Raw genomic sequence first — 17,457 nt, 5'->3', positions numbered from 1 at the left:
CTCGGCACGTGGGGGTTCGCCGGGGCCCGCCCGCCGCTGCCCGGTCCGCAAGCGACGGGCGGCCGGTGACTTCGACGGGTTTGGCCGGAGCCCGGCCCGCGGAGGGATCAAGCCTGACCGCCCGGAGCGGGCCGGGCTCCGGCCAAACCCCGCCCCGGACCCCACCGGACGACCTCAGACCTGGCTGCGAGACAGGACGGTCATCTCAGCGACGGCGGCGACGACGATGGCGAGGACCAGCGGCCACGGGGTGCCGACCAGGGCGTAGAGCAGGATCAGCGCGGGCGCGGCGGCCGCCGCGTAGACGGCCAGGGCCAGTGTGCGATCGGAGCGCAGCAGGCCGGGCAGGATGGTCCGGGTCAGGCCGGGCAGCCTGGCGGCGAAGCGCCAGACCACGAGAGCCCCGCCGAGCGCCGCGAACGCCGCCGCGAACCGGGACAGCCCGGCGCTGCCCGGCGCCATGCACGCGATCAGCACGGCGGTGACCATGGTCCAGCCCGCGCCGTAGACCACGAGCTGGCGCAGGCCGGTCGAGATGGTGCGGCCGGAGTCGACCCGGCCGGGGCTCATCGCGGCGGCCTCGGCGAGGTGTTCCAGCGCCTCGCTCCAGCGCCGCTGCTCCAGCCGGAGCACCCCGATGTCGTGCCGTGCCTCCGCGAGCTGCGGGTCCAGCCGCAGCGCCTCGCGGTAGGCCCGCTCGGCCAGGTCGAACAGCTGCATGTTGGCCGCCACCAGCCCGAGCACCAGATGTGCCTGCGGGTTCTCGGGGGCCAGTTCCACCCCGCGCCAGGCCGCGTTCAGCGCCGGCTGCCCGTTGCGCGAGCCGGCCAGGATCGCCGCGGCGCTGCTCTGGGCGTACGCGTCGTCGGGACCCAGCGCCAGGATCCGGTCGGCGGTACGGGCCGACTCGGCGTACTCCTCAAGGTCGGCCAGCGCGAGGGCACGGGCGACCAGCGCCGGGACGCTGTCCGGCGCGGCGGCGACCGCGGCGTCGGCGGCGGTGCGCGCCTCCACCGGCCGGTCGGCCGCGAGGTGGACCCGGGACAGCATGGTCAGGGCCTCGGCGTTCCCCGGGTCCAGGGCGACCGCGTAGGAGACCTCGGCGGCGGCCTCGTCGTAACGGCCCAACTCGGCGAGGAGCTGGGCACGCTGGAGGTAGCCGTCGGCGGCGGACCGGTCGGAGGTGGCGTCGCTGGACATCGCGGCGAGCCTAGGCGGCCGGGGCGTCGTACACCAGGGCCACCGCGATGCCGGTGAGGCCCTCGCCACGCCCGGGGAAGCCGAGGCCGTCGGTGGTGGCCGCGGAGACGGTGACCGGCGCGCCGACCGCCTCGGAGAGCACCCGCTGGGCCTCCTCGCGGCGCGGACCGATCTTGGGCCGGTTGCCGATCACCTGCACCGACACGTTGCCGATCGCGAAGCCGGCGGCCCGCACCCGGCGGGCGCTCTCGGCCAGCAGCGCGACGCCCGACGCGCCGGCCCACTCGGGCTGCCCCACCCCGAAGTTGGCGCCCAGGTCTCCGAGGCCGGCCGCGGAGAGCAGCGCGTTGCAGGCGGCGTGCGCGGCCACGTCCGCGTCCGAGTGCCCGGCCAGGCCGTCCTGGTCGGGCCAGAGCAGACCGGCCACCCAGCACGGCCGGCCCGCCTCGAAGGCGTGCACGTCGGTGCCGATGGCCACCCGGGGAACGATCATGCGACGAGGGTACGCGTCAGCCGCCGGCGGCCAGCAGGTGCTCGGCCAGCGCCAGGTCGAACGGGCGGGTGACCTTCAGCGCGTACTCCGAGCCGGGGACGCAGAGCACCGGGACGCCCTGCTTCTCGACCAGGCCGGCGTCGTCGGTGAGCGGGTCGCCGGCGGCGGCGTGCGCGGCGGCCAGCACCGCCCGGCGGAAGCCCTGCGGGGTCTGCACCGCCCGCAGGGCGGAACGGTCGACGGTGCCGAGGACGACCTCGCCGGCGCCGACCTCCTTGATCGTGTCGACCACGGGGAGCACCGGGATCACCGCGTCGTGCCCGGCGCGGACGGCCGCCGCGACGGACTCCACCAGGTCGGGCGGGGTCAGCGCCCGGGCCGCGTCGTGCACGAGGACGATCTCCGGGCCGGCCGGCACGGCGGCGAGGGCGGCAGCCACGGAGGCCTGCCGCTCGGCGCCGCCGGGCACCACGGTCACCGGGGCGACCGGGCCGAGCAGGTCGCGGACGGCCGTCACCTCGGCGGCCGGAGCGGCCACGACGATGGTGTGCACCGAGGGCGCGGCGGCGAGCCGGCGGACGGCGTGCACCAGCAGCGGTTCCCCCGCCAGCAGGCGCAGGGCCTTGGGCCGGCCGGGCCCGAGGCGTACGCCGGCACCGGCCGCAGGCACGAGGACCGCGACGTCACCGCACGGATTGAGCTGCGCGGTCACGTCGCGGTCCTCGGTGGTTTCTTCGCTACGAATCGGGTACGACGATGCTGTGGGGACTAGGCCTCGGTGAGCACCTTGTCGAGCAGCGTCTCCGCCTCGTCCTTGGTGCTCTTCTCGGCCAGCGCGACCTCGCCGACGAGAATGTCGCGGGCCTTGGCGAGCATGCGCTTCTCGCCCGCGGAAAGGCCCCGCTCCCGCTCCCGGCGCCACAGGTCGCGGACGACCTCGGCGACCTTCAGCGGGTTGCCCGAAGCCAGCTTCTCCAGATTCGCCTTGTAACGCCGCGACCAGTTGGTCGGCTCCTCGGTGTGCGGTGCACGGAGCACGTCGAAGACCTTGCCGAGGCCCTCTTCGCCGACCACCTCGCGCACACCCACGATCTCGGCGTTCTCGGCGGGCACCCGGACCGTCAGGTCACCCTGCGCGACCCTCAGGACGAGGTATTGCTTAGGCTCGCCCTTGATGACCCGAGTCTCGATTGCCTCGATGAGTGCGGCCCCGTGGTGGGGGTAAACAACGGTCTCGCCGACACTGAAAACCATAGGTTCGAAACCCCTTTCGCTGTGTCTAGGGTAACACGCTCAGGCACCGATGTCTCACCGCTGTCCTGACCGTTGGCGCAGCTCAGGGGCCCTGTGAGAGGTATTTCTTCGGCTTGACAGACCATCAAACCGATGATTCGAACACGCTCCGTAACCTGTGGATGACGGGCCGGTACGAGTGACGCGAACGTCGAGATCAAGGGCTATGCGCTCCTCCCATGGTATCCCGCCGCCCGCGTACGCGCCCAGGTGTAGCGGTACGAGGACCCGTGCGGGACGCTGGAGGTCGAGCCGCTGTCCGCTCACCGAGACGTCTTGGGGGTCCGATGGGCAAGCCCGACGCAGACGGCCCCGAACTGCCCGACCTGCCGCCGGAGTGGGGCCGGGTGGTCGTGCCGGACGACGCCTCCGCCCTGGCGGCCGAGGCCGAACAGGTCCGCCGCGAACTGCGCGCGCGGGCCGGTCAGGGCGGCCCCCGCCGGGTCGCCCGGTCCCCGCTCGCCCTGCCCCTGCTGGTCCTGCTGGTGACGGTGCTGGCCACGGTCGCCGGCCTGATGACGGTCACCTGGCCCCGCTCCGGCCGGACCGCCCCGGGGCCCACCCCCGCGCCGTACGCCCCTCCGACCGGGATGGCCGGACGGCCGCTGCCGGCGCTGGACCTGGTCGACGCGGGGCAGTCACCGGTGCCGCTGCGCGGGCTGCTGCCCGCGATGATCATCCTGGTCGACGCGTGCACCTGCCCGGACGACGTGGCCACCGCCGCCGCCCTGGCGCCCGCCGGGGTCACGGTCGTCACCGTCGCCGAGGACCGGCCCGTACGCGTCTCGCCGCCGCCCGCCGGGGCGACCGTACGACCGCTGGCAGACCCGGCGGGCGGGCTGCGCGCGTTCCTGCACCTGCCGCCCCGCCCCGGCGTCGCCGCCGCGCTGCTGGTCGACCGGGCCGGGATGCTGGTCACGGTGGTGCCCGAGGTGCGCTCCGCCGAGGACTACCGCGCCGACCTGGCCGGCCTCGCCGCCTGACCCGGCGCCCGGCGCCTCCCCGGCGACCCGGTGCCCCGCGCGGGGCACCGGCGCGTCAGGGCAGGCCGACCAGCTGCGCGTCCACCCGGAGCGGCTCGGCGTCGGCGGTCGACAGCGAGACCCGGAACGGCCCACCCACGGCGGTCAGCTCGATCGACACCACCGACCCGTCGCACCCGACCGTCGGGAGGGGGACGGCGGCCCTGATCCGCTCGAGCACGACCAGCAGCTCACCCGGCCCCGTGCAGCGGTACTCGAGCAGAAAGCGGGCGGCGGGCTCACCGGCGGCCTGTTTGACCATCCGGCCGTTCTCCCGGCCGAGCGTCGCCCGCTCCCGCCAGATCGTGTTCGGAAGACGGCCGAGCCGACGCGCCTCGGGATCGACCCGGACGCCGGCCCGCCCCCCGGAGTCGACCCGGAACGCGGCACCCGTGAGCGGGTCGACCCTGAACGCGGCACCGGTGCGCGGGTCGACCTGGAAGGTGGCTCCGCCGTCGCGGTCGCCGGGCAGGGCCCAGACGGAGACGACCTCGTGACCGTCGAGGGTCACCCTGGAGGAGACGACGGCGTCACCGCCGCCGGGCACGTACCCGGACCGGCTCTGCGCGGACGGGGTCGGCGCGCCGGCCGCCGGGCCGGTGGCCGGCGCGCCGGTCTGCCACCACCAGCCCCCGGCGACCAGGGCCGCCAGGGCCGACCCGGCCAGCACCGCCGCGCGCAGCCGGTCGCCGGCCGCCGCGGATTCCCGGACCGCCCCGGCGCGCGGGCCGTCCGCCTCTGTCCACGGCCGGTCTGCCGCCTCCGCGTCCATTACCAGAGGGTAACCTCGGCGCGCCCGCGGCGTCGCTGTCAGTCCTGCCGTTCGAGAAGCGCGGCGTAGAGGGTCAGGCCCGGCCCGAACGCCAGCATCACCACCCGCCGCGGCGGCGACGCGGCCCGGCGCAGCCGGTCGAGGATCAGCAGCACCGTCGGCGACGAGCAGTTGCCGTGCTCGGCCAGCGTCGCCCGGGACGCCGCCAGCCCCTCCGGCGGCAGGGCCAGCTCCCGCTCGACGACGTTGAGGATGCGCGGGCCGCCCGGGTGCACGGCCCAGCCGTCCACCCCGGACAGCGTCGCGCCGTGCCGGGCCAGCAGGTCGTCGACCAGGCCCCGGACGTGCCGGGAGAGCACCTGCGGCACCTTCGGCGACAGCCCCATCCGGAAGCCGGTGTCGGTGACGTCCCAGGTCATGTGGTCGGCGGTGGAGGTGTCCGTGACGGAGGTGACCTCGCGCAGCGCGTACCCCCGGCCGCCGGGGACGACCACGGTGGCGACCGCGGCGTCCGAGAAGAGCGCGTGGGAGACGATCTGCTGGGTGTCCACCCGGGCGCTGGACGGCTGGATGTGCAGGCTGGTCAGCTCCGCGCAGAGCAGCAGCGCCGGCCGGCCGCGGGCGGTCACGAAGTCGCTCGCCGCGCCCAACCCGGGCAGGGCCGCGTAGCAGCCCATGTGGCCGACGAACATGCGCTGCGTGTCCGGGGCCATGCCCAGGTCCCGGGCGAGCAGGATGTCGAGCCCCGGGGTGGCGTACCCGGTGCACGAGCAGACCACGAAGAGCCCGACGTCCCCCGCGGCCAGGCCGGCGGCCGTCAGCGCCCGGCCCACCGCCTCCTTGCCCAACGGCAGCGCCTCGACCTGGTAGCGGCGCATCCGCCGCTCCGTCGGCCAGTCGGAGACGTCCTCCAGCAGCGGGTTGACCGCGGCCTGGCGGCGGGTGACCCCCGAGTGGGCGAAGATCCGCTGCGCCAGCGCGCGCGTGCTGCCGGAGAAGTGCTTCGAGAAGAAGCCGTCCCACAACTCGTCCTGCGCCGCCGACGGCGGGTGTGCCGTCCCCAGCCCCGCGATCACCGGTACGGCCACGATACCCACCTCTCGTCCGGCCCTGCGCGCCGCGCGGCCCGCCCCACCGCCGTCCCCCGTGCCGGGGGCCGCTCCGTCCGCCGCCCCGACGGACCTCCCACGCTCACCAACGAGGGACCGATCCGTCGCGGTCCGGGTCGCCGCCCAACGCGGCGATGCCCAGCCAGTCGGCGCAGACGTCCGAGGTGGCCGGGTGCAGCGAGCCGCAGCGGGCATCCCGGTAGAGCCGCTCCAGCGGATGCCCCCGCCGGGTGGCGGAGGTGCCGGCCGCCTCCAGCACGGACGCCGCCACGTCGGCGGCGGTCGTGCCGGCGAGCAGCTTGGCCCGCCACACCCAGCGGTTGGTCTCCGCGTCCCCCGGCGCCTCGTCCACCCGCCGGGCGGCCTCCGCGACCACCAGGTGGGCGGCCGCCACGGCGGCGTCGGCCCGGCCGAGGCGGGACCGGACGGCCGGCAGGCCGGCGAGGTTGCGGGCGTTCAGGTGCTCGGCCGCCGCGTCGACCGCCGCCCGGGCCACCCCGACGTAGACGGCGGCGTAGCTGGCCACCAGCCAGTGCGGCATGAGCTGTGCGACCACCAGGGCCAGGCCCTCCACGCCGCCGAGCAGCCGGTCGGCCGGCACGGTCACGTCCAGGTGCAGGTCGTGCGAGGAGGTCGCCCGCATGCCGAGCGAGTCCCACGTGGGCTCGACGGTCAGCCCGTCCCCGGCCGGCACCAGGAACTGGGAGACCACCGACTGGTCGGCGGCGCTGCGGGCGGCCACCAGGTAGCCGTCAGCGTGCCCCGCCCCCGAGCAGAACGTCTTGCTGCCCTTGAGGTGGTATCCGCCGTCGACCGGCTCGTAGACGGTGCTGAGCTGGGACAGCCGCGCGCCGGCGCCGCGCTCGCTCATCGCCACCGCGTACCAGGAGCCCTGGGCGGCGGCGGTGAGGAGCCGGTCCCGGGCGGCCAGCGCCCCGTCCGGCACGCCGAGCGCCTCGGCCAGTTCCTCGGTCACCGCGCCGAGGGCGCCGGTGACCGAGGCGTGCATGTTGAACACCAGGGCCGTCGCCCCGTTGCCCCGGGCCAGCTCGGTGGCGACCGCCGCGTACTCCGCGAAGGTGGCGCCCGCCCCGCCCAGCTCGGTGGGGACCATCAGGCCGAAGAGCCCGGCCTCGCGCAGATCCCGGAAGTCCTCGACGGGGAACGAGCCGTCGCGGTCGTGCTCGGCCGCCCGGGCGGCCAGCCTCGGTGCCAGGCGGCGAGCCACCTCCAGCGCGTGCAGCGTCATACAGCCCCCTCCTCGGCCCTGTCCTACCCAGGGACCCGTTCCGCTATCCGCTCCGCGTGCCCCGCCCCTGGTAGAGCACGGCGGTCGACCAGGTCGGCACGATCCGGGGCGCCGCGCCCGTCGGCCGTGGACGACCGGCCACAGTCCCGCCCGAGTGGACGGCGGCGGGCGCGGCAGGCCGGTCGGCGACGGTCGCGCCCGGACGGTCGGCGTCGGCGCGGTGGGCACGACCGGCGGCCAGGACCCGGCGGGCCAGCCAGCCGAGCAGCCCGGGCACGCCCGGCCGGATCCCCCGCAGCCGTAGCCGGACGCCGTGCCGGGCGCACTCGGCGGCGAGCGCCCGGGCGTCCACGAACAACCGTGGGTCGTGGATGCCCCTCGGCACGGTCGGCAGCCGCTCGGCGATCCGGACGGCCAGCAGCCGGCTCAGCGCCGTGTCGTTCAGCGTGTCCAGCACGAGCAGGCCACCAGGGCGGAGCAGCCGGCACGCCTCGGCCACCGCGCGCCGCCAGTCCGGCACGTGCTCCAGGATCTCGCCCGCGGCCACCACGTCGGCGCAGCCGTCGGCCAGCGGGACGGCGGTGACGTCGCCGTTGACGGCGGTCACCCCGTGCGCGGCGGCCTGCGCCAGGGCCGACCGGGTGAGGTCGACGCCGACGTGCCGGTAGCCCTTGCCGGCCAGGTGCGGGGCGAGCAGCCCGGCGCCGCAGCCGAGGTCGACCAGGAGGGCGCCGGGGCGGGACGCCGGCGGCACGAGCGCGGCACGCGCCTCGGCCAACCAGTGCAGCATCGCGAACGCGCCGTCCGGGCGCCACCACTCGCCGGCCAGGTCGTCGTACTGGCGCGGATCGTTGCGCGGCAGGTTGCGGCCCGCGTCTCGCATGGACCGAGCGTGGCACGACTGCCCGGTAACGACCAGACTTTCCTCATGTCGTCAACGGTGCTAGGGCTGGTCAGGGCGAGCCACCCGGAGCCGGCCGCCGCGGTCACCACCGTGGCCGGGCTGCTCGCCTGGGGCGCCGGGCACCGGCCGGCCGGCGTCCTGGCCGTGGCGCTGACCGTGGCGGCCAGCCAGCTCGCCGTCGGCTGGGCCAACGACGCGCTCGACGCGGACCGGGACGCCACGGTGGGGCGTACCGACAAACCGGTCGCCACCGGCGCGGTGGGCCGGCGCACCACGGCCGTGGCCGCGGCGGCGGCCGCGCTCGCCACCCCGGCGCTGGCGCTGGCCACGGGCCCGGCCGCCGCGCTCTGCGCCACCGTCGGGCTGGTCTCCGCGCTGCTCTACGACTGGCCGCTGAAGTCGACCCCGGTGTCGGTGCTGCCCTACGCGGTGTCGTTCGGGTCGCTGCCCGCCTTCGTCGTCCTGGCGCTGCCCGGAGCGCCGGCCCCGCCGGTCTGGCTGGTCGCCGCCGCGGCCTGCCTGGGCGCCGGGGCGCACTTCGCCAACGTCCTGCCCGACCTGGCCGACGACGCCCGGACAGGGGTCCGCGGGCTGCCGCACCGGCTCGGCCCGGCCGGCAGCCGCGCCGCCGCCGCCGGCCTGCTGCTCGCGGCGACCGCCACCCTGGTCCTCGGGCCACCGGGGCGGCCGTCGGGCGTCGGCGTGGCCGCGGTCGCGGCCGCCGTCGTGGTGCCGCCCCTGAGCTGGTACGGCGGGCGCGGCGCCGCCCGGGCCGGAGGTCGGCCCGTGGCCGCGTTCCGGGCCGTCATGCTGATCGCCCTCATCGACGTCGTCCTGCTGGTCACGAGCGGTCGGCTGGTCTGAGGTCCGCCCCGGGGAGTGGCATCCCCGGGTCGGCGTGCGGGGGCGGATCAGGCCCAACTACCCTGGAGCGCGGTCTGCGCGGGCATGGCCACCGTGCCCGGCGTGAGCACCGGGTGGGATCGTGACGAGGAGGACCGACGTGACGCGCTCGATCAGGGGTTCCCGGCGGGCGGCCCTGCTGCTGTCCGGGATGGCGGCGGCGACCGGGCTGCTGCTGTCCGGCTGCGGCGCCGGCCAGGTCGCCGAGACCGCCAACAAGGAGCCGTCGGTCCAGGGCGTCAACCTGAATGTCACCCTGCCGGCCGGCGAAGGTTCCTACGCGGTCCGTGGCCTGCTGGTCGAGTTCCCGGGCGTCGAGGGCTACAAGGCGGGCGCCAACGCCGTCCTCAACGCCGTGATCTACAACGACTCGCGGGAACCGGTCACCGTGACCGTGACCACCGACAGCGCCCGCGAGGTCGTGATCACCGGCAAGGGGGCCGCGGCCAGCCCGTCGGCGTCGCCGTCCGAGTCCCCGTCGCCCACCCCGTCGACGTCGGAGTCGGCCAGCCCGGGTGCCTCGGAGAGCCCGTCGGAGTCGGTCAGCCCCGGCGCCCCGGAGACCCCGTCGGCCCCGGAGAGCCCCGCCGCACCCGCCGGCGAGCCGGCCCGGATCGAGATCCCGCCGCTGAGCTACGTGCAGCTCAACACCGAGGCCGACCGCGTCCTCCAGCTCATCGGCCTGAACGAGTCGCTGCGCTCCGGGCAGAACGTCATCCTGACCTTCGACTTCGGCAACGGCGACACGGTCACCGGCCCGGCGCCGGTCGCCGTGCCGCTCACCCCGGCCGCGGCCCCGTCGCAGATCGTCGAGCGCCTGGGCGGCTACGACGAGAACGAGGGCGGCGGCCACTGACCCTCCGCCCGCTGTTTCCGACGACACCGTCGGCGTGGTGACCGCCACGCCGGCGGTGTCTTCGTCGTACCCGGGGGCTAACGTCCCCATGTGACCACCTCCCGATCGACGTCCCCGCGCGCCGCCGGCGGGCGCGGCCGGGCGTCCGGCCGCGAGCCCCGACCGGCCTACGAGTGCGACGCCTGCGGGCACCAGCCGCCCAAGTGGGTCGGGCGCTGCCCCGAGTGCGGCGAGTGGGGCTCGGTGGTCGAGTGCACCGTCACCGGCCCGACCGTCTCCGGCAAGGTGGTCAGCTCGCGGATGCCGGCCGAGCCGGCCCGGCCGATCGCCACCATCAGCGCCGCCCCGGCGCGGGCCCGGCCCACCGGGGTCAGTGAGCTCGACCGGGTGCTCGGCGGCGGCCTGGTCCCCGGCGCGGTGGTGCTGCTCGCCGGCGAGCCGGGCGTCGGCAAGTCCACCCTGCTGCTCGACGTGGCCCAGCAGTGGGCCGCCGGGGCCGGCAGCCCGTCGCTGGTGGTCAGCGGCGAGGAGTCGGTCAGCCAGGTCCGGCTGCGCGCCGAGCGGATGGGCACCCTGCACGACCAGCTCTACCTCGCCGCCGAGAGCGACCTCGCCGCGGTGCTCGGCCACCTCGACGCGGTCAAGCCGGGCCTGCTGGTGCTCGACTCGGTGCAGACCATCTCCACCACCGGCGCCGAGGGCGTGTCGGGCGGGGTGACCCAGGTGCGGGCGGTCACCGCCGCGCTGGTCGCGGTCGCCAAGGAGCGCGGCATCGCCACCGTGCTGGTCGGCCACGTCACCAAGGACGGCCAGGTCGCCGGCCCCCGGGTGCTGGAGCACCTGGTCGACGTAGTGCTGCACTTCGAGGGCGACAAGCACTCCTCTCTGCGCATGGTGCGCGGCGTGAAGAACCGCTTCGGCGCCGCCGACGAGGTGGGCTGCTTCGAGATGCACGAGGGCGGCATCAGCAGCCTGGCCGACCCGTCCGGGCTGTTCCTGACCCGCTACGCGGAGCCGGTCCCCGGCACCTGCGTCACGGTGGCGATGGAGGGTCGCCGGGCGCTGGTCACCGAGGTGCAGGCCCTGATCGGCGCGACGGTGGCCGGGTCGCCCCGGCGCACCGTCTCCGGGCTCGACTCGGCCCGGCTCGCGATGGTGCTGGCCGTGCTCCAGCGCCGCACCGAGCGGCTGACCCTGCACGACCGGGAGGTCTTCGCGGCCACCGTCGGCGGCATCCGGGTGGTGGAGCCGGCGGCCGACCTGGCCGTCGCCCTGGCCGTCGCCTCGGGCGGGCTCAACCTCGCCATCGCGCCCCACCTGGTGGCGATCGGCGAGGTCGGGCTCACCGGCGAGGTGCGCCGGGTCGGCGCGGTACCGCGCAGGCTGGCCGAGGCGGCGCGGCTCGGGTTCCGGCTCGCGCTGGTGCCCACCGGGTGCGGGCCCGAGAGCACCGGCGTGACCCCCGGGGGAATGCGCGTGATCGAGGTCACCGACGTGCGCTCGGCGCTCCAGGCCGTCGCCCGCGCGTCGGCGGAGTGAGCGGCGATGGCCGGGCGACGGGACCGCCGGGGCGATACCGGACAGCCGGGCCGCCGGCTCCCGGTCCGGGCGACGTGGGGCATCGCGACACATCACAGTAACCACGACAGCACCCACCGCAGGGCAGTCCGTAGACTGTGCCCGTGCCGATCGACCGCGATACCACCAAGCCTGCCGGCGCGACGCCCCACGCCCGCACCGGCGCCGTGGGCTCGCCCGCCCGCCCGATCAGCGTGAGCGTGACCGGCGGCGCCGGGGGTGCCGGCGACCCGCTGCGGGCCAACCTGGCACTGATGGCCCCGGGCACCGCGCTGCGCGACGGTCTCGAGCGGATCCTGCGCGGCCGCACGGGCGCGCTGATCGTCCTCGGCTACGACAAGGTCGTCGAGGGGCTCTGCACCGGCGGGTTCCCGCTCGACGTCGAGTTCTCCGCCACCCGCGTCCGCGAGCTGTGCAAGATGGACGGGGCAGTCGTGCTGTCCAGCGACGGCACCCGCATCGTCCGGGCGGCCGTGCATCTGATGCCCGACCCGAGCATCCCCACCGAGGAGTCCGGCACCCGGCACCGCACCGCCGAGCGGGTCGCCCGGCAGACCGGCTACCCGGTGATCTCGGTGAGCCAGTCCATGCGGATCATCAGCCTCTACGTGAACGGCCAGCGGCACGTGCTGGACGACTCGGCGGCGATCCTGTCCCGCGCCAACCAGGCGCTCGCCACGCTGGAGCGCTACAAGCTCCGGCTGGACGAGGTCTCCGGCACGCTCTCCGCGCTGGAGATCGAGGACCTGGTCACCGTACGGGACGCGGTCGCGGTGGTGCAGCGGCTGGAGATGGTCCGCCGGATCGCCGACGAGATCGCGGGCTACGTGGTGGAGCTGGGCACCGACGGCCGCCTGCTGGCCCTCCAGCTCGACGAGCTGATGGCCGGCGTAGACGCCGACCGCACCCTGGTCATCCGGGACTACCTCCCGGCCGGCCGAAAGTCCCGCACACTCGACGAGGCGCTGGTCGAGCTGGACCTGCTCGGCGCGACCGAGCTGATCGACCTGGTCTCCGTCGCCAAGGCGATCGGCTACCCGGCCGCCTCCGACGCGCTGGACGCGGCGGTCAGCCCGCGCGGCTTCCGGCTGCTCGCCAAGGTGCCCCGGCTGCCAGTGGCCGTGGTCGACCGCCTCGTCGTGCACTTCGGCAGCCTCCAGCGCCTACTCGGCGCCACGGTGGAGGATCTCCAGGCCGTGGAGGGGGTCGGCGACGCCCGCGCCCGCGGCGTCCGGGAGGGGCTGTCCCGGCTCGCCGAGGCGTCCATCCTGGAACGCTACGTCTGATCCGGGCCGCTCAGCCGGTGACGGTGAGCTTCACCGGCTCGCTGAGCTTGGTGCCCACCCGGGCGAAGACCTGGTACGTCCCGGCCGGCGGGTTCGGGCCCGCCGCCACCCCGTTGGCGCACTTGCTGCTGTCGCGGCCGTTCCAGCCGACCTGGTAGGAGCGCTCGAAGCCCGGCGTGAAGGACTGCACGTCGGAGCCCTTGCCGGTGCCGCAGGTGTCGGACGACCAGATCTTCTCGGCCCCCGACTTGATGAACAGCTCCTGCTCGTCGGCGCCGACATCGCGGCTGCACGTCCGCTCGGACCGGTTCTTCACCTTCAGCTGGAGATCCACCACGGCCCCGCGGACCACCGACGCGGGCAGGGCCACCGGCGTCACGGTGATCTCGGCGTCCGTGCAGGCGCCGTCGCCGGCGGCCGGCACGACCGGCGCCGCCGGCGGGGAGTCGGTGGTGGTCGGGCCGCCCGACGGGTCGGCGGCACCCGGGTCGCCCGACGCGCCCGGCGAGGGCCCGCCGGTCTGCGGGCTGAGCACCGGGCCGGTGGGTCCCGGTGTCGCACCGGGCGACGTCGCGCCCGACGCGGGCTGCGCGTCGCCGCTGTTGTCGGCCTTCCGGTCCGAACCGGTGCACGAATAGAGCAGGACAATCAGGAAGAGAAGCCCCGCTCCGAGCACGACGGCGCGACGCCGCCAGTAAACGGCGGGTGGCAGGGGGCCGACCGTCAGACGCATGATGCCCCCACCGTAGCGGCGCGGGGCTCGGCAGCCCGGCGCGACGCGCCGAGGTGTCCGCAGCTCACCGTTCCCACCCTCCACATGCGACGATCATGCCTGCCGACGGTGTCCTGCCGGCGACACAGGGTCGCGGGTCAGAGATACACCTTGCGCTGGTAGATGGCGTGGGCGCCGGCAACCCGGTCCAGGAAGAGCAGCCCCGCGCAGTGGTCGATCTCGTGCTGCAGGGCCCGCGCCTCGAACCCGTCGGTCACCAGCCGTACGGACTTGCCGCTGCCGGGCAGCACGCCCTCCACCACCAGCCGGCTGGCCCGCTTGACGTCGCCGGTGAGGTCGGGCACCGACATGCACCCCTCCCGGGCCACCTTCCACCGGCTCGCCTCGACGACCCGGGCGTTGCACAGCACGAAGGTGCCGTGCACGGTGACCGCCTTCGGATGGCCGGTCACGTCGACCGCGAAGACCTGCGCGCCCACGCCGATCTGTGGGGCGGCCAGCCCGACGCAGCCCGGCGACACCCGCATGGTGGCGACCAGGTCGGCCGCCAGGCGTACGGTCTCCTCGGCCGTCGGGTCGACCTCGCCGCCATGCCGGCTGAGCACCTGGTCGGGAGCGGACACCACCGGCCGCACCTCCCCCGGCGCGTCCAGGGACTCCGGGGTCCAGTCGCCGAGGCCGGCGTACGCCTCGCTCTCCGGGGCGCGCTCGTCGCCGGTCACAGCAGATCCGGATCGGCCGGGCGGAGGGTCACCCCGACACCCAGGTCGGCGGCGGTCGACGCGAGCCGGCCGGCCACCTCGTCGGCCGTGCCGGGCGGCAGCTCCACCTCGGCGACCACCACGTAGAGCGACCCGGTCAACCGGGTGCTCAGGTCGGTGACGTTGCCGCCGGCGTCGGCGAGCACACGGGTCATCGCCGCGACGATGCCCATCCGGTCCGCGCCGTGCACCGCCATCACGTACGGCTCGCCGGCCGGAGCCGTCTCGCCGTCGGGGGTGACCTCGCGTACGGTCGCCAGCAGCTGGCCGTCGGCGGAGAGCGGCGCGAGCGCGGCCTCGACGTCGGCGGCGGCCGGGCCCACGCAGACCAGGGTCATCGCGAAGTGCCCCCGCAGCCGGGTCATCGTGCTGTCGGTGAGGTTCGCACCGAGCCGGGCGAGCACCTCGGCGACGTCGGCCACGATGCCCGGCCTGTCCCGGCCGATGACGGTGATCGCGAGCTCGTTCATCCGGGCATTCTGCCCGATCCGCCGGGCGCCGCCGCAGCGCCCCGCCCAGGGCGCCCAGCCAGCGGGACGGTACGGCCGAGCCGCGAGCCCGCCGCCCGAGCCGCGTCGGGGGCGCGCCGCGTGACATCATCGGCGGCGCGATGTCTGAGCCCACTTTCGCCACCCTGGTCAGCCGGTGGTACGAGGAGAACGCCCGCGACCTGCCGTGGCGGAAGCCCGACGTCACCCCGTGGGCGATCCTGGTCAGCGAGGTCATGCTGCAGCAGACGCCCGTCGTGCGGGTGCTGCCCGCCTGGGCGGCGTGGCTGGACCGCTGGCCCGACCCGGCCGCGCTCGCGGCGGACCGCCCGGCGGAGGCGATCCGGATGTGGGGACGGCTCGGCTACCCCCGCCGGGCGGTACGGCTGCGGGACTGCGCCGTCGCGATCGTCGAGCGGCACGGCGGTCAGGTTCCGGACCGGCTGGACCAGTTGCTGGCCCTGCCGGGCGTCGGGACGTACACGGCCCGGGCGGTGGCCGCGTTCGCGTACGGTCAGCGGCACCCGGTGGTCGACACCAACGTACGGCGGGTGGTCTGCCGGGCGATCGCCGGCGAGCCGGACGCCGGCCCGGCCACCCGCCCGGCCGATCTGGTGGCCACCGAGGAACTGCTTCCCGTCGAGCCGGCCGCCGCCGCGCTGGCCAGCGCGGCCTTCATGGAGCTGGGCGCGGTGATCTGCACCGCCCGCTCGCCCCGCTGCGGAAGCTGCCCCGTCGAGGCGGTCTGCGCCTGGCGGGCGTCCGGCCAGGAGGCCCCCGCCGGCCCGAGCCGACGCCCCCAGCGGTACGCCGGCACGGACCGCCAGGTGCGCGGGCTGCTGCTCGGCGTGCTCCGGGAGGCGACCGGCCCGGTGCCGCACCAGCGTCTCGACCAGGTGTGGGCCGACGACGTGCAGCGGGCCCGGGCGCTCACCGGGCTGGTGCGGGACGGCCTCGTGGAGCCGGTGGGCGAGTCGTCGTTCCGCCTCGTCGGCGACGGCCCACCGGCACCCGTCACGCGCCTCTGGGCATGACGAAAGGGCCGGCCCCCGGGTGGGGGCCGGCCCTTGTCGGTGGTGTCGGGTTCTGGATCAGGCGGCGTAGCCGCGGGTGGCGATCCAGTCGGCGAGGGCCTCGGTGGTGATCCAGTAGGAGGCCTGGGCCGGGTCGGCGGAGTCGGCGATCTTCACCGTCTGGCCGTTGTCGCGGTAGCCGACGACGCTGATGTAGTGGCCGCCCTCGAAGGAGTGGACGCCGCCGTCGGTGTCGGTGGCGGTGCCGGCGATGTTGGCCACCACGGCGCGGCCGTCGTCGATGGTCTTGACGACGTCGGTGCGCAGGGTGTCGGTCTGCTTGTCGTCGGCCTTGGGGGCGCTGATCTCGACGCTGCGGTAGGCGTTCTTGCCGGTTTCCTTGTTCAGGACGGGGGTGATGTCGTTGATGGAGTCGGTGCCGGCTTCGGTGGTGCCCATCTGCTTGGCCATGGCGTCGACGTTGATGTCCTTGCCCTGCACGCTCAGGGCGTTGCGGGTGGCGGCGGGGCCGCAGTAGTAGAAGTTCGGCTGGGCCTCGTAGCGCACGCCGAGTTCCCGCTCGCCGTTCTTGCGGTCCTGGGTGGCGGTGGCGGGCTTGCTGTCGGTGGTGGGGGCGGCGTAGGCGGCGGTGGCGGGGCCGGCGATGGCGCCGCCGGTGAAGGCGAGGCCGGCAGCGGTCAGGGCGGCCTTACGGATCAGAGCGGTACGCATGATGAAGCACCTTTCGATCGGGGGTACGCGGCACACACCGGAAGGGGGCGGGTGTGCTGCGGGTAAGGAAAGGTCACGCCAGAAAGGGGGGGTGCGCCCTCTCGCTCGGGGGGCGCGGTCCCGGGGGGATGTAACCGGCTGGGCGGGCCGCACATTCCAGCGGCCATCACTCCAGCGATCCCGGTCCGGGGGATGTAACGACGCGGGCCCGGCCGGCATTCCGGCCGTCGCCCCAGGCCGCCGAAACGGTCCCGGGGGTCACGCGCTCACGATGGTTACAACGCCCCGGCCCCCCGACCCATGCCCGGCGGGCCGGTGGCCCCCGCCACCGCAATCCGCCACCAACCGGACACAGCCCCCAGATGATCGACACCCCAGGTGATCCGCGCGTCGCCCGTGCCTGAATGTTGGTTTGTACCGTATGACCGTCGTTGCGAGGTGGCGACCCGTCTGCCCACCTCCACAGGCCCGGCGGGCGTGCGCTGTAGCCCCTGTCGAGCTGCCCCGCCTGTCGGACCACTGCTCATACCAGGCTCGGTCGGCGGCACGTTCCGCGGAGACGGTCCTTCCGTCGCTGCGGGAGGGGCGTGACTGCCCCATCTGTGGGGGCAGCTCGACAGGGACTACGGGATGTGGGTGCCGCCGCGCCCCGCCGGCCTCGGCGCAGCGGCACCCCGAGTTGGACCTTTTGCGATATCAACTCGACAGGGACACGGAAAGGCGACGGCCCGGTGGCTGCGCCACCGGGCCGTCGCCTTTGTGCGGTTTGCCTTACTCGTCCGCCCCTGCGGCGGCGGTGCCGCCGAGGTCGGCCGGGACCGCGTCCGGCACCTCGGCCGGCCGGTCCGCACCCGTGAAGACGAGCTTGGACTTGTCGATGTTGCTGGGGTCGCCTTCGCAGTCGATGACGACGATCTGGCCGGGGGTCAGTTCGTTGAACAGGATCCGCTCGGACAGGTTGTCCTCGATGTCACGCTGGATCGTGCGGCGCAGCGGCCGCGCGCCCAGGACCGGGTCGAAGCCCTTCTTCGCCAGGTACTTCTTGGCGTTGTCGGTCAGCTCCAG

General features: G+C 75.3%; 18 protein-coding genes and 1 pseudogene. 6 read left to right on the top strand and 13 right to left on the bottom strand.

Going from position 1 to position 17,457, the window contains the following annotated elements; translation table 11 throughout:
• Positions 1 to 174 precede the first annotated feature (174 nt).
• From ACGF5C_RS17515 to ACGF5C_RS17500, 4 genes are read right to left on the bottom strand one after another with little or no spacing between them, the layout of a single operon-like run.
• Positions 175 to 1,200 carry a tetratricopeptide repeat protein gene (locus ACGF5C_RS17515; protein WP_393302806.1) on the bottom strand — a complete coding sequence of 342 codons (1,026 nt, stop codon included), beginning with the start codon at positions 1,198 to 1,200 and terminating at the stop codon, positions 175 to 177.
• A gap of 10 nt (positions 1,201 to 1,210) precedes the next feature.
• Positions 1,211 to 1,693, bottom strand: coding sequence for a 2-C-methyl-D-erythritol 2,4-cyclodiphosphate synthase (gene ispF, locus ACGF5C_RS17510; protein WP_350706742.1), 483 nt, complete (start codon positions 1,691 to 1,693; stop codon positions 1,211 to 1,213).
• 16 nt (positions 1,694 to 1,709) lie between these two features.
• A complete protein-coding gene (ispD, locus tag ACGF5C_RS17505; protein WP_357463422.1) occupies positions 1,710 to 2,405 on the bottom strand; it encodes a 2-C-methyl-D-erythritol 4-phosphate cytidylyltransferase in 696 nt (231 codons plus the stop codon).
• A gap of 56 nt (positions 2,406 to 2,461) precedes the next feature.
• A complete protein-coding gene (locus ACGF5C_RS17500) occupies positions 2,462 to 2,947 on the bottom strand; it encodes a CarD family transcriptional regulator (protein WP_007073334.1) in 486 nt (161 codons plus the stop codon).
• Positions 2,948 to 3,273: 326 nt separating this feature from the next.
• Here ACGF5C_RS17500 and ACGF5C_RS17495 point away from each other — a divergent pair, with 326 nt between their 5' ends.
• The gene (locus ACGF5C_RS17495; RefSeq protein WP_393302804.1) at positions 3,274 to 3,969 is read left to right on the top strand and encodes a hypothetical protein; all 696 of its coding nucleotides are present in this window, start codon (positions 3,274 to 3,276) and stop codon (positions 3,967 to 3,969) included.
• Positions 3,970 to 4,024: 55 nt separating this feature from the next.
• On the opposite strand, the gene ACGF5C_RS17490 is transcribed toward ACGF5C_RS17495, so the two are convergent.
• From ACGF5C_RS17490 to ACGF5C_RS17475, 4 genes are all read right to left on the bottom strand, one after another.
• Positions 4,025 to 4,780 (bottom strand): hypothetical protein, encoded by a 756-nt coding sequence (locus ACGF5C_RS17490; RefSeq protein WP_393302802.1) that lies wholly within the window; start codon positions 4,778 to 4,780, stop codon positions 4,025 to 4,027.
• A gap of 38 nt (positions 4,781 to 4,818) precedes the next feature.
• Complete coding sequence (locus tag ACGF5C_RS17485) at positions 4,819 to 5,877, bottom strand: type III polyketide synthase (RefSeq protein ID WP_393302800.1); 1,059 nt, start codon at positions 5,875 to 5,877, stop codon at positions 4,819 to 4,821.
• A gap of 94 nt (positions 5,878 to 5,971) precedes the next feature.
• Positions 5,972 to 7,138 carry an acyl-CoA dehydrogenase family protein gene (locus tag ACGF5C_RS17480; RefSeq protein WP_393302798.1) on the bottom strand — a complete coding sequence of 389 codons (1,167 nt, stop codon included), beginning with the start codon at positions 7,136 to 7,138 and terminating at the stop codon, positions 5,972 to 5,974.
• Positions 7,139 to 7,181: 43 nt separating this feature from the next.
• Positions 7,182 to 8,021 carry a methyltransferase domain-containing protein gene (locus ACGF5C_RS17475; protein ID WP_393302796.1) on the bottom strand — a complete coding sequence of 280 codons (840 nt, stop codon included), beginning with the start codon at positions 8,019 to 8,021 and terminating at the stop codon, positions 7,182 to 7,184.
• Between the two features lie 45 nt (positions 8,022 to 8,066).
• On the opposite strand from ACGF5C_RS17475, the gene ACGF5C_RS17470 reads away from it, so the two are divergent.
• The 4 genes from ACGF5C_RS17470 (at position 8,067) to disA (ending at position 12,665) form a co-directional block, all read left to right on the top strand.
• Entirely contained in the window at positions 8,067 to 8,906 is an 840-nt protein-coding gene (locus ACGF5C_RS17470; protein ID WP_393302794.1) for a UbiA family prenyltransferase, read from the top strand.
• Positions 8,907 to 9,045: 139 nt separating this feature from the next.
• Positions 9,046 to 9,801, top strand: a complete 756-nt coding sequence (locus tag ACGF5C_RS17465; RefSeq protein WP_393302792.1) for a hypothetical protein — start codon at positions 9,046 to 9,048, stop codon at positions 9,799 to 9,801.
• A 90-nt stretch (positions 9,802 to 9,891) separates the two neighbouring features.
• Entirely contained in the window at positions 9,892 to 11,340 is a 1,449-nt protein-coding gene (gene radA, locus ACGF5C_RS17460; protein ID WP_393302790.1) for a DNA repair protein RadA, read from the top strand.
• A gap of 143 nt (positions 11,341 to 11,483) precedes the next feature.
• Positions 11,484 to 12,665, top strand: coding sequence for a DNA integrity scanning diadenylate cyclase DisA (disA, locus tag ACGF5C_RS17455; protein WP_350706723.1), 1,182 nt, complete (start codon positions 11,484 to 11,486; stop codon positions 12,663 to 12,665).
• A 10-nt stretch (positions 12,666 to 12,675) separates the two neighbouring features.
• Here the strand turns inward: disA and ACGF5C_RS17450 are convergent, their stop codons facing one another.
• The 3 genes from ACGF5C_RS17450 to ACGF5C_RS17440 all read right to left on the bottom strand — a co-directional run bounded on the left by ACGF5C_RS17450 (position 12,676) and on the right by ACGF5C_RS17440 (position 14,629).
• Positions 12,676 to 13,398 carry a hypothetical protein gene (locus ACGF5C_RS17450; RefSeq protein ID WP_393302788.1) on the bottom strand — a complete coding sequence of 241 codons (723 nt, stop codon included), beginning with the start codon at positions 13,396 to 13,398 and terminating at the stop codon, positions 12,676 to 12,678.
• 137 nt (positions 13,399 to 13,535) lie between these two features.
• A complete protein-coding gene (locus tag ACGF5C_RS17445; RefSeq protein WP_357702088.1) occupies positions 13,536 to 14,120 on the bottom strand; it encodes a peptide deformylase in 585 nt (194 codons plus the stop codon).
• Positions 14,117 to 14,629: an ACT domain-containing protein gene (locus tag ACGF5C_RS17440; protein ID WP_357463453.1), complete on the bottom strand. Its 513-nt coding sequence runs from the start codon at positions 14,627 to 14,629 to the stop codon at positions 14,117 to 14,119. The genes ACGF5C_RS17445 and ACGF5C_RS17440 overlap by 4 nt, the downstream gene beginning before the upstream one ends.
• Before the next feature lie 140 nt (positions 14,630 to 14,769).
• Here ACGF5C_RS17440 and ACGF5C_RS17435 point away from each other — a divergent pair, with 140 nt between their 5' ends.
• Positions 14,770 to 15,681: an A/G-specific adenine glycosylase gene (locus tag ACGF5C_RS17435; protein WP_393302785.1), complete on the top strand. Its 912-nt coding sequence runs from the start codon at positions 14,770 to 14,772 to the stop codon at positions 15,679 to 15,681.
• Between the two features lie 57 nt (positions 15,682 to 15,738).
• Here the strand turns inward: ACGF5C_RS17435 and ACGF5C_RS17430 are convergent, their stop codons facing one another.
• Positions 15,739 to 16,392 (bottom strand): C39 family peptidase, encoded by a 654-nt coding sequence (locus tag ACGF5C_RS17430; protein ID WP_393302783.1) that lies wholly within the window; start codon positions 16,390 to 16,392, stop codon positions 15,739 to 15,741.
• Positions 16,393 to 17,163: 771 nt separating this feature from the next.
• Positions 17,164 to 17,457, bottom strand: a pseudogene (locus tag ACGF5C_RS17425) (ATP-dependent Clp protease ATP-binding subunit ClpC); the annotation flags it as partial.

Source organism: Micromonospora sp. NPDC047620, assembly GCF_043205005.1.
In the GTDB taxonomy this organism is placed as follows: Bacteria; Actinomycetota; Actinomycetes; order Mycobacteriales; family Micromonosporaceae; genus Micromonospora.
This window is presented reverse-complemented; position numbering and strand designations above follow the sequence as displayed.

Bases quoted from the DNA above. Each gene is read 5' to 3' on its own strand.
- ACGF5C_RS17475 (WP_393302796.1), bottom strand. From the start codon at position 8,021: ATGCGAGACGCGGGCCGCAACCTGCCGCGCAACGATCCGCGCCAGTAC.
- ACGF5C_RS17470 (WP_393302794.1), top strand. From the start codon at position 8,067: ATGTCGTCAACGGTGCTAGGGCTGGTCAGGGCGAGCCACCCGGAGCCG.
- ACGF5C_RS17430 (WP_393302783.1), bottom strand. From the start codon at position 16,392: ATGCGTACCGCTCTGATCCGTAAGGCCGCCCTGACCGCTGCCGGCCTC.
- ACGF5C_RS17495 (WP_393302804.1), top strand. From the start codon at position 3,274: ATGGGCAAGCCCGACGCAGACGGCCCCGAACTGCCCGACCTGCCGCCG.
- ACGF5C_RS17515 (WP_393302806.1), bottom strand. From the start codon at position 1,200: ATGTCCAGCGACGCCACCTCCGACCGGTCCGCCGCCGACGGCTACCTC.
- ACGF5C_RS17490 (WP_393302802.1), bottom strand. From the start codon at position 4,780: ATGGACGCGGAGGCGGCAGACCGGCCGTGGACAGAGGCGGACGGCCCG.
- ACGF5C_RS17435 (WP_393302785.1), top strand. From the start codon at position 14,770: ATGTCTGAGCCCACTTTCGCCACCCTGGTCAGCCGGTGGTACGAGGAG.
- ACGF5C_RS17480 (WP_393302798.1), bottom strand. From the start codon at position 7,138: ATGACGCTGCACGCGCTGGAGGTGGCTCGCCGCCTGGCACCGAGGCTG.
- ACGF5C_RS17440 (WP_357463453.1), bottom strand. From the start codon at position 14,629: ATGAACGAGCTCGCGATCACCGTCATCGGCCGGGACAGGCCGGGCATC.
- ACGF5C_RS17450 (WP_393302788.1), bottom strand. From the start codon at position 13,398: ATGCGTCTGACGGTCGGCCCCCTGCCACCCGCCGTTTACTGGCGGCGT.
- ispF (WP_350706742.1), bottom strand. From the start codon at position 1,693: ATGATCGTTCCCCGGGTGGCCATCGGCACCGACGTGCACGCCTTCGAG.
- ACGF5C_RS17500 (WP_007073334.1), bottom strand. From the start codon at position 2,947: ATGGTTTTCAGTGTCGGCGAGACCGTTGTTTACCCCCACCACGGGGCC.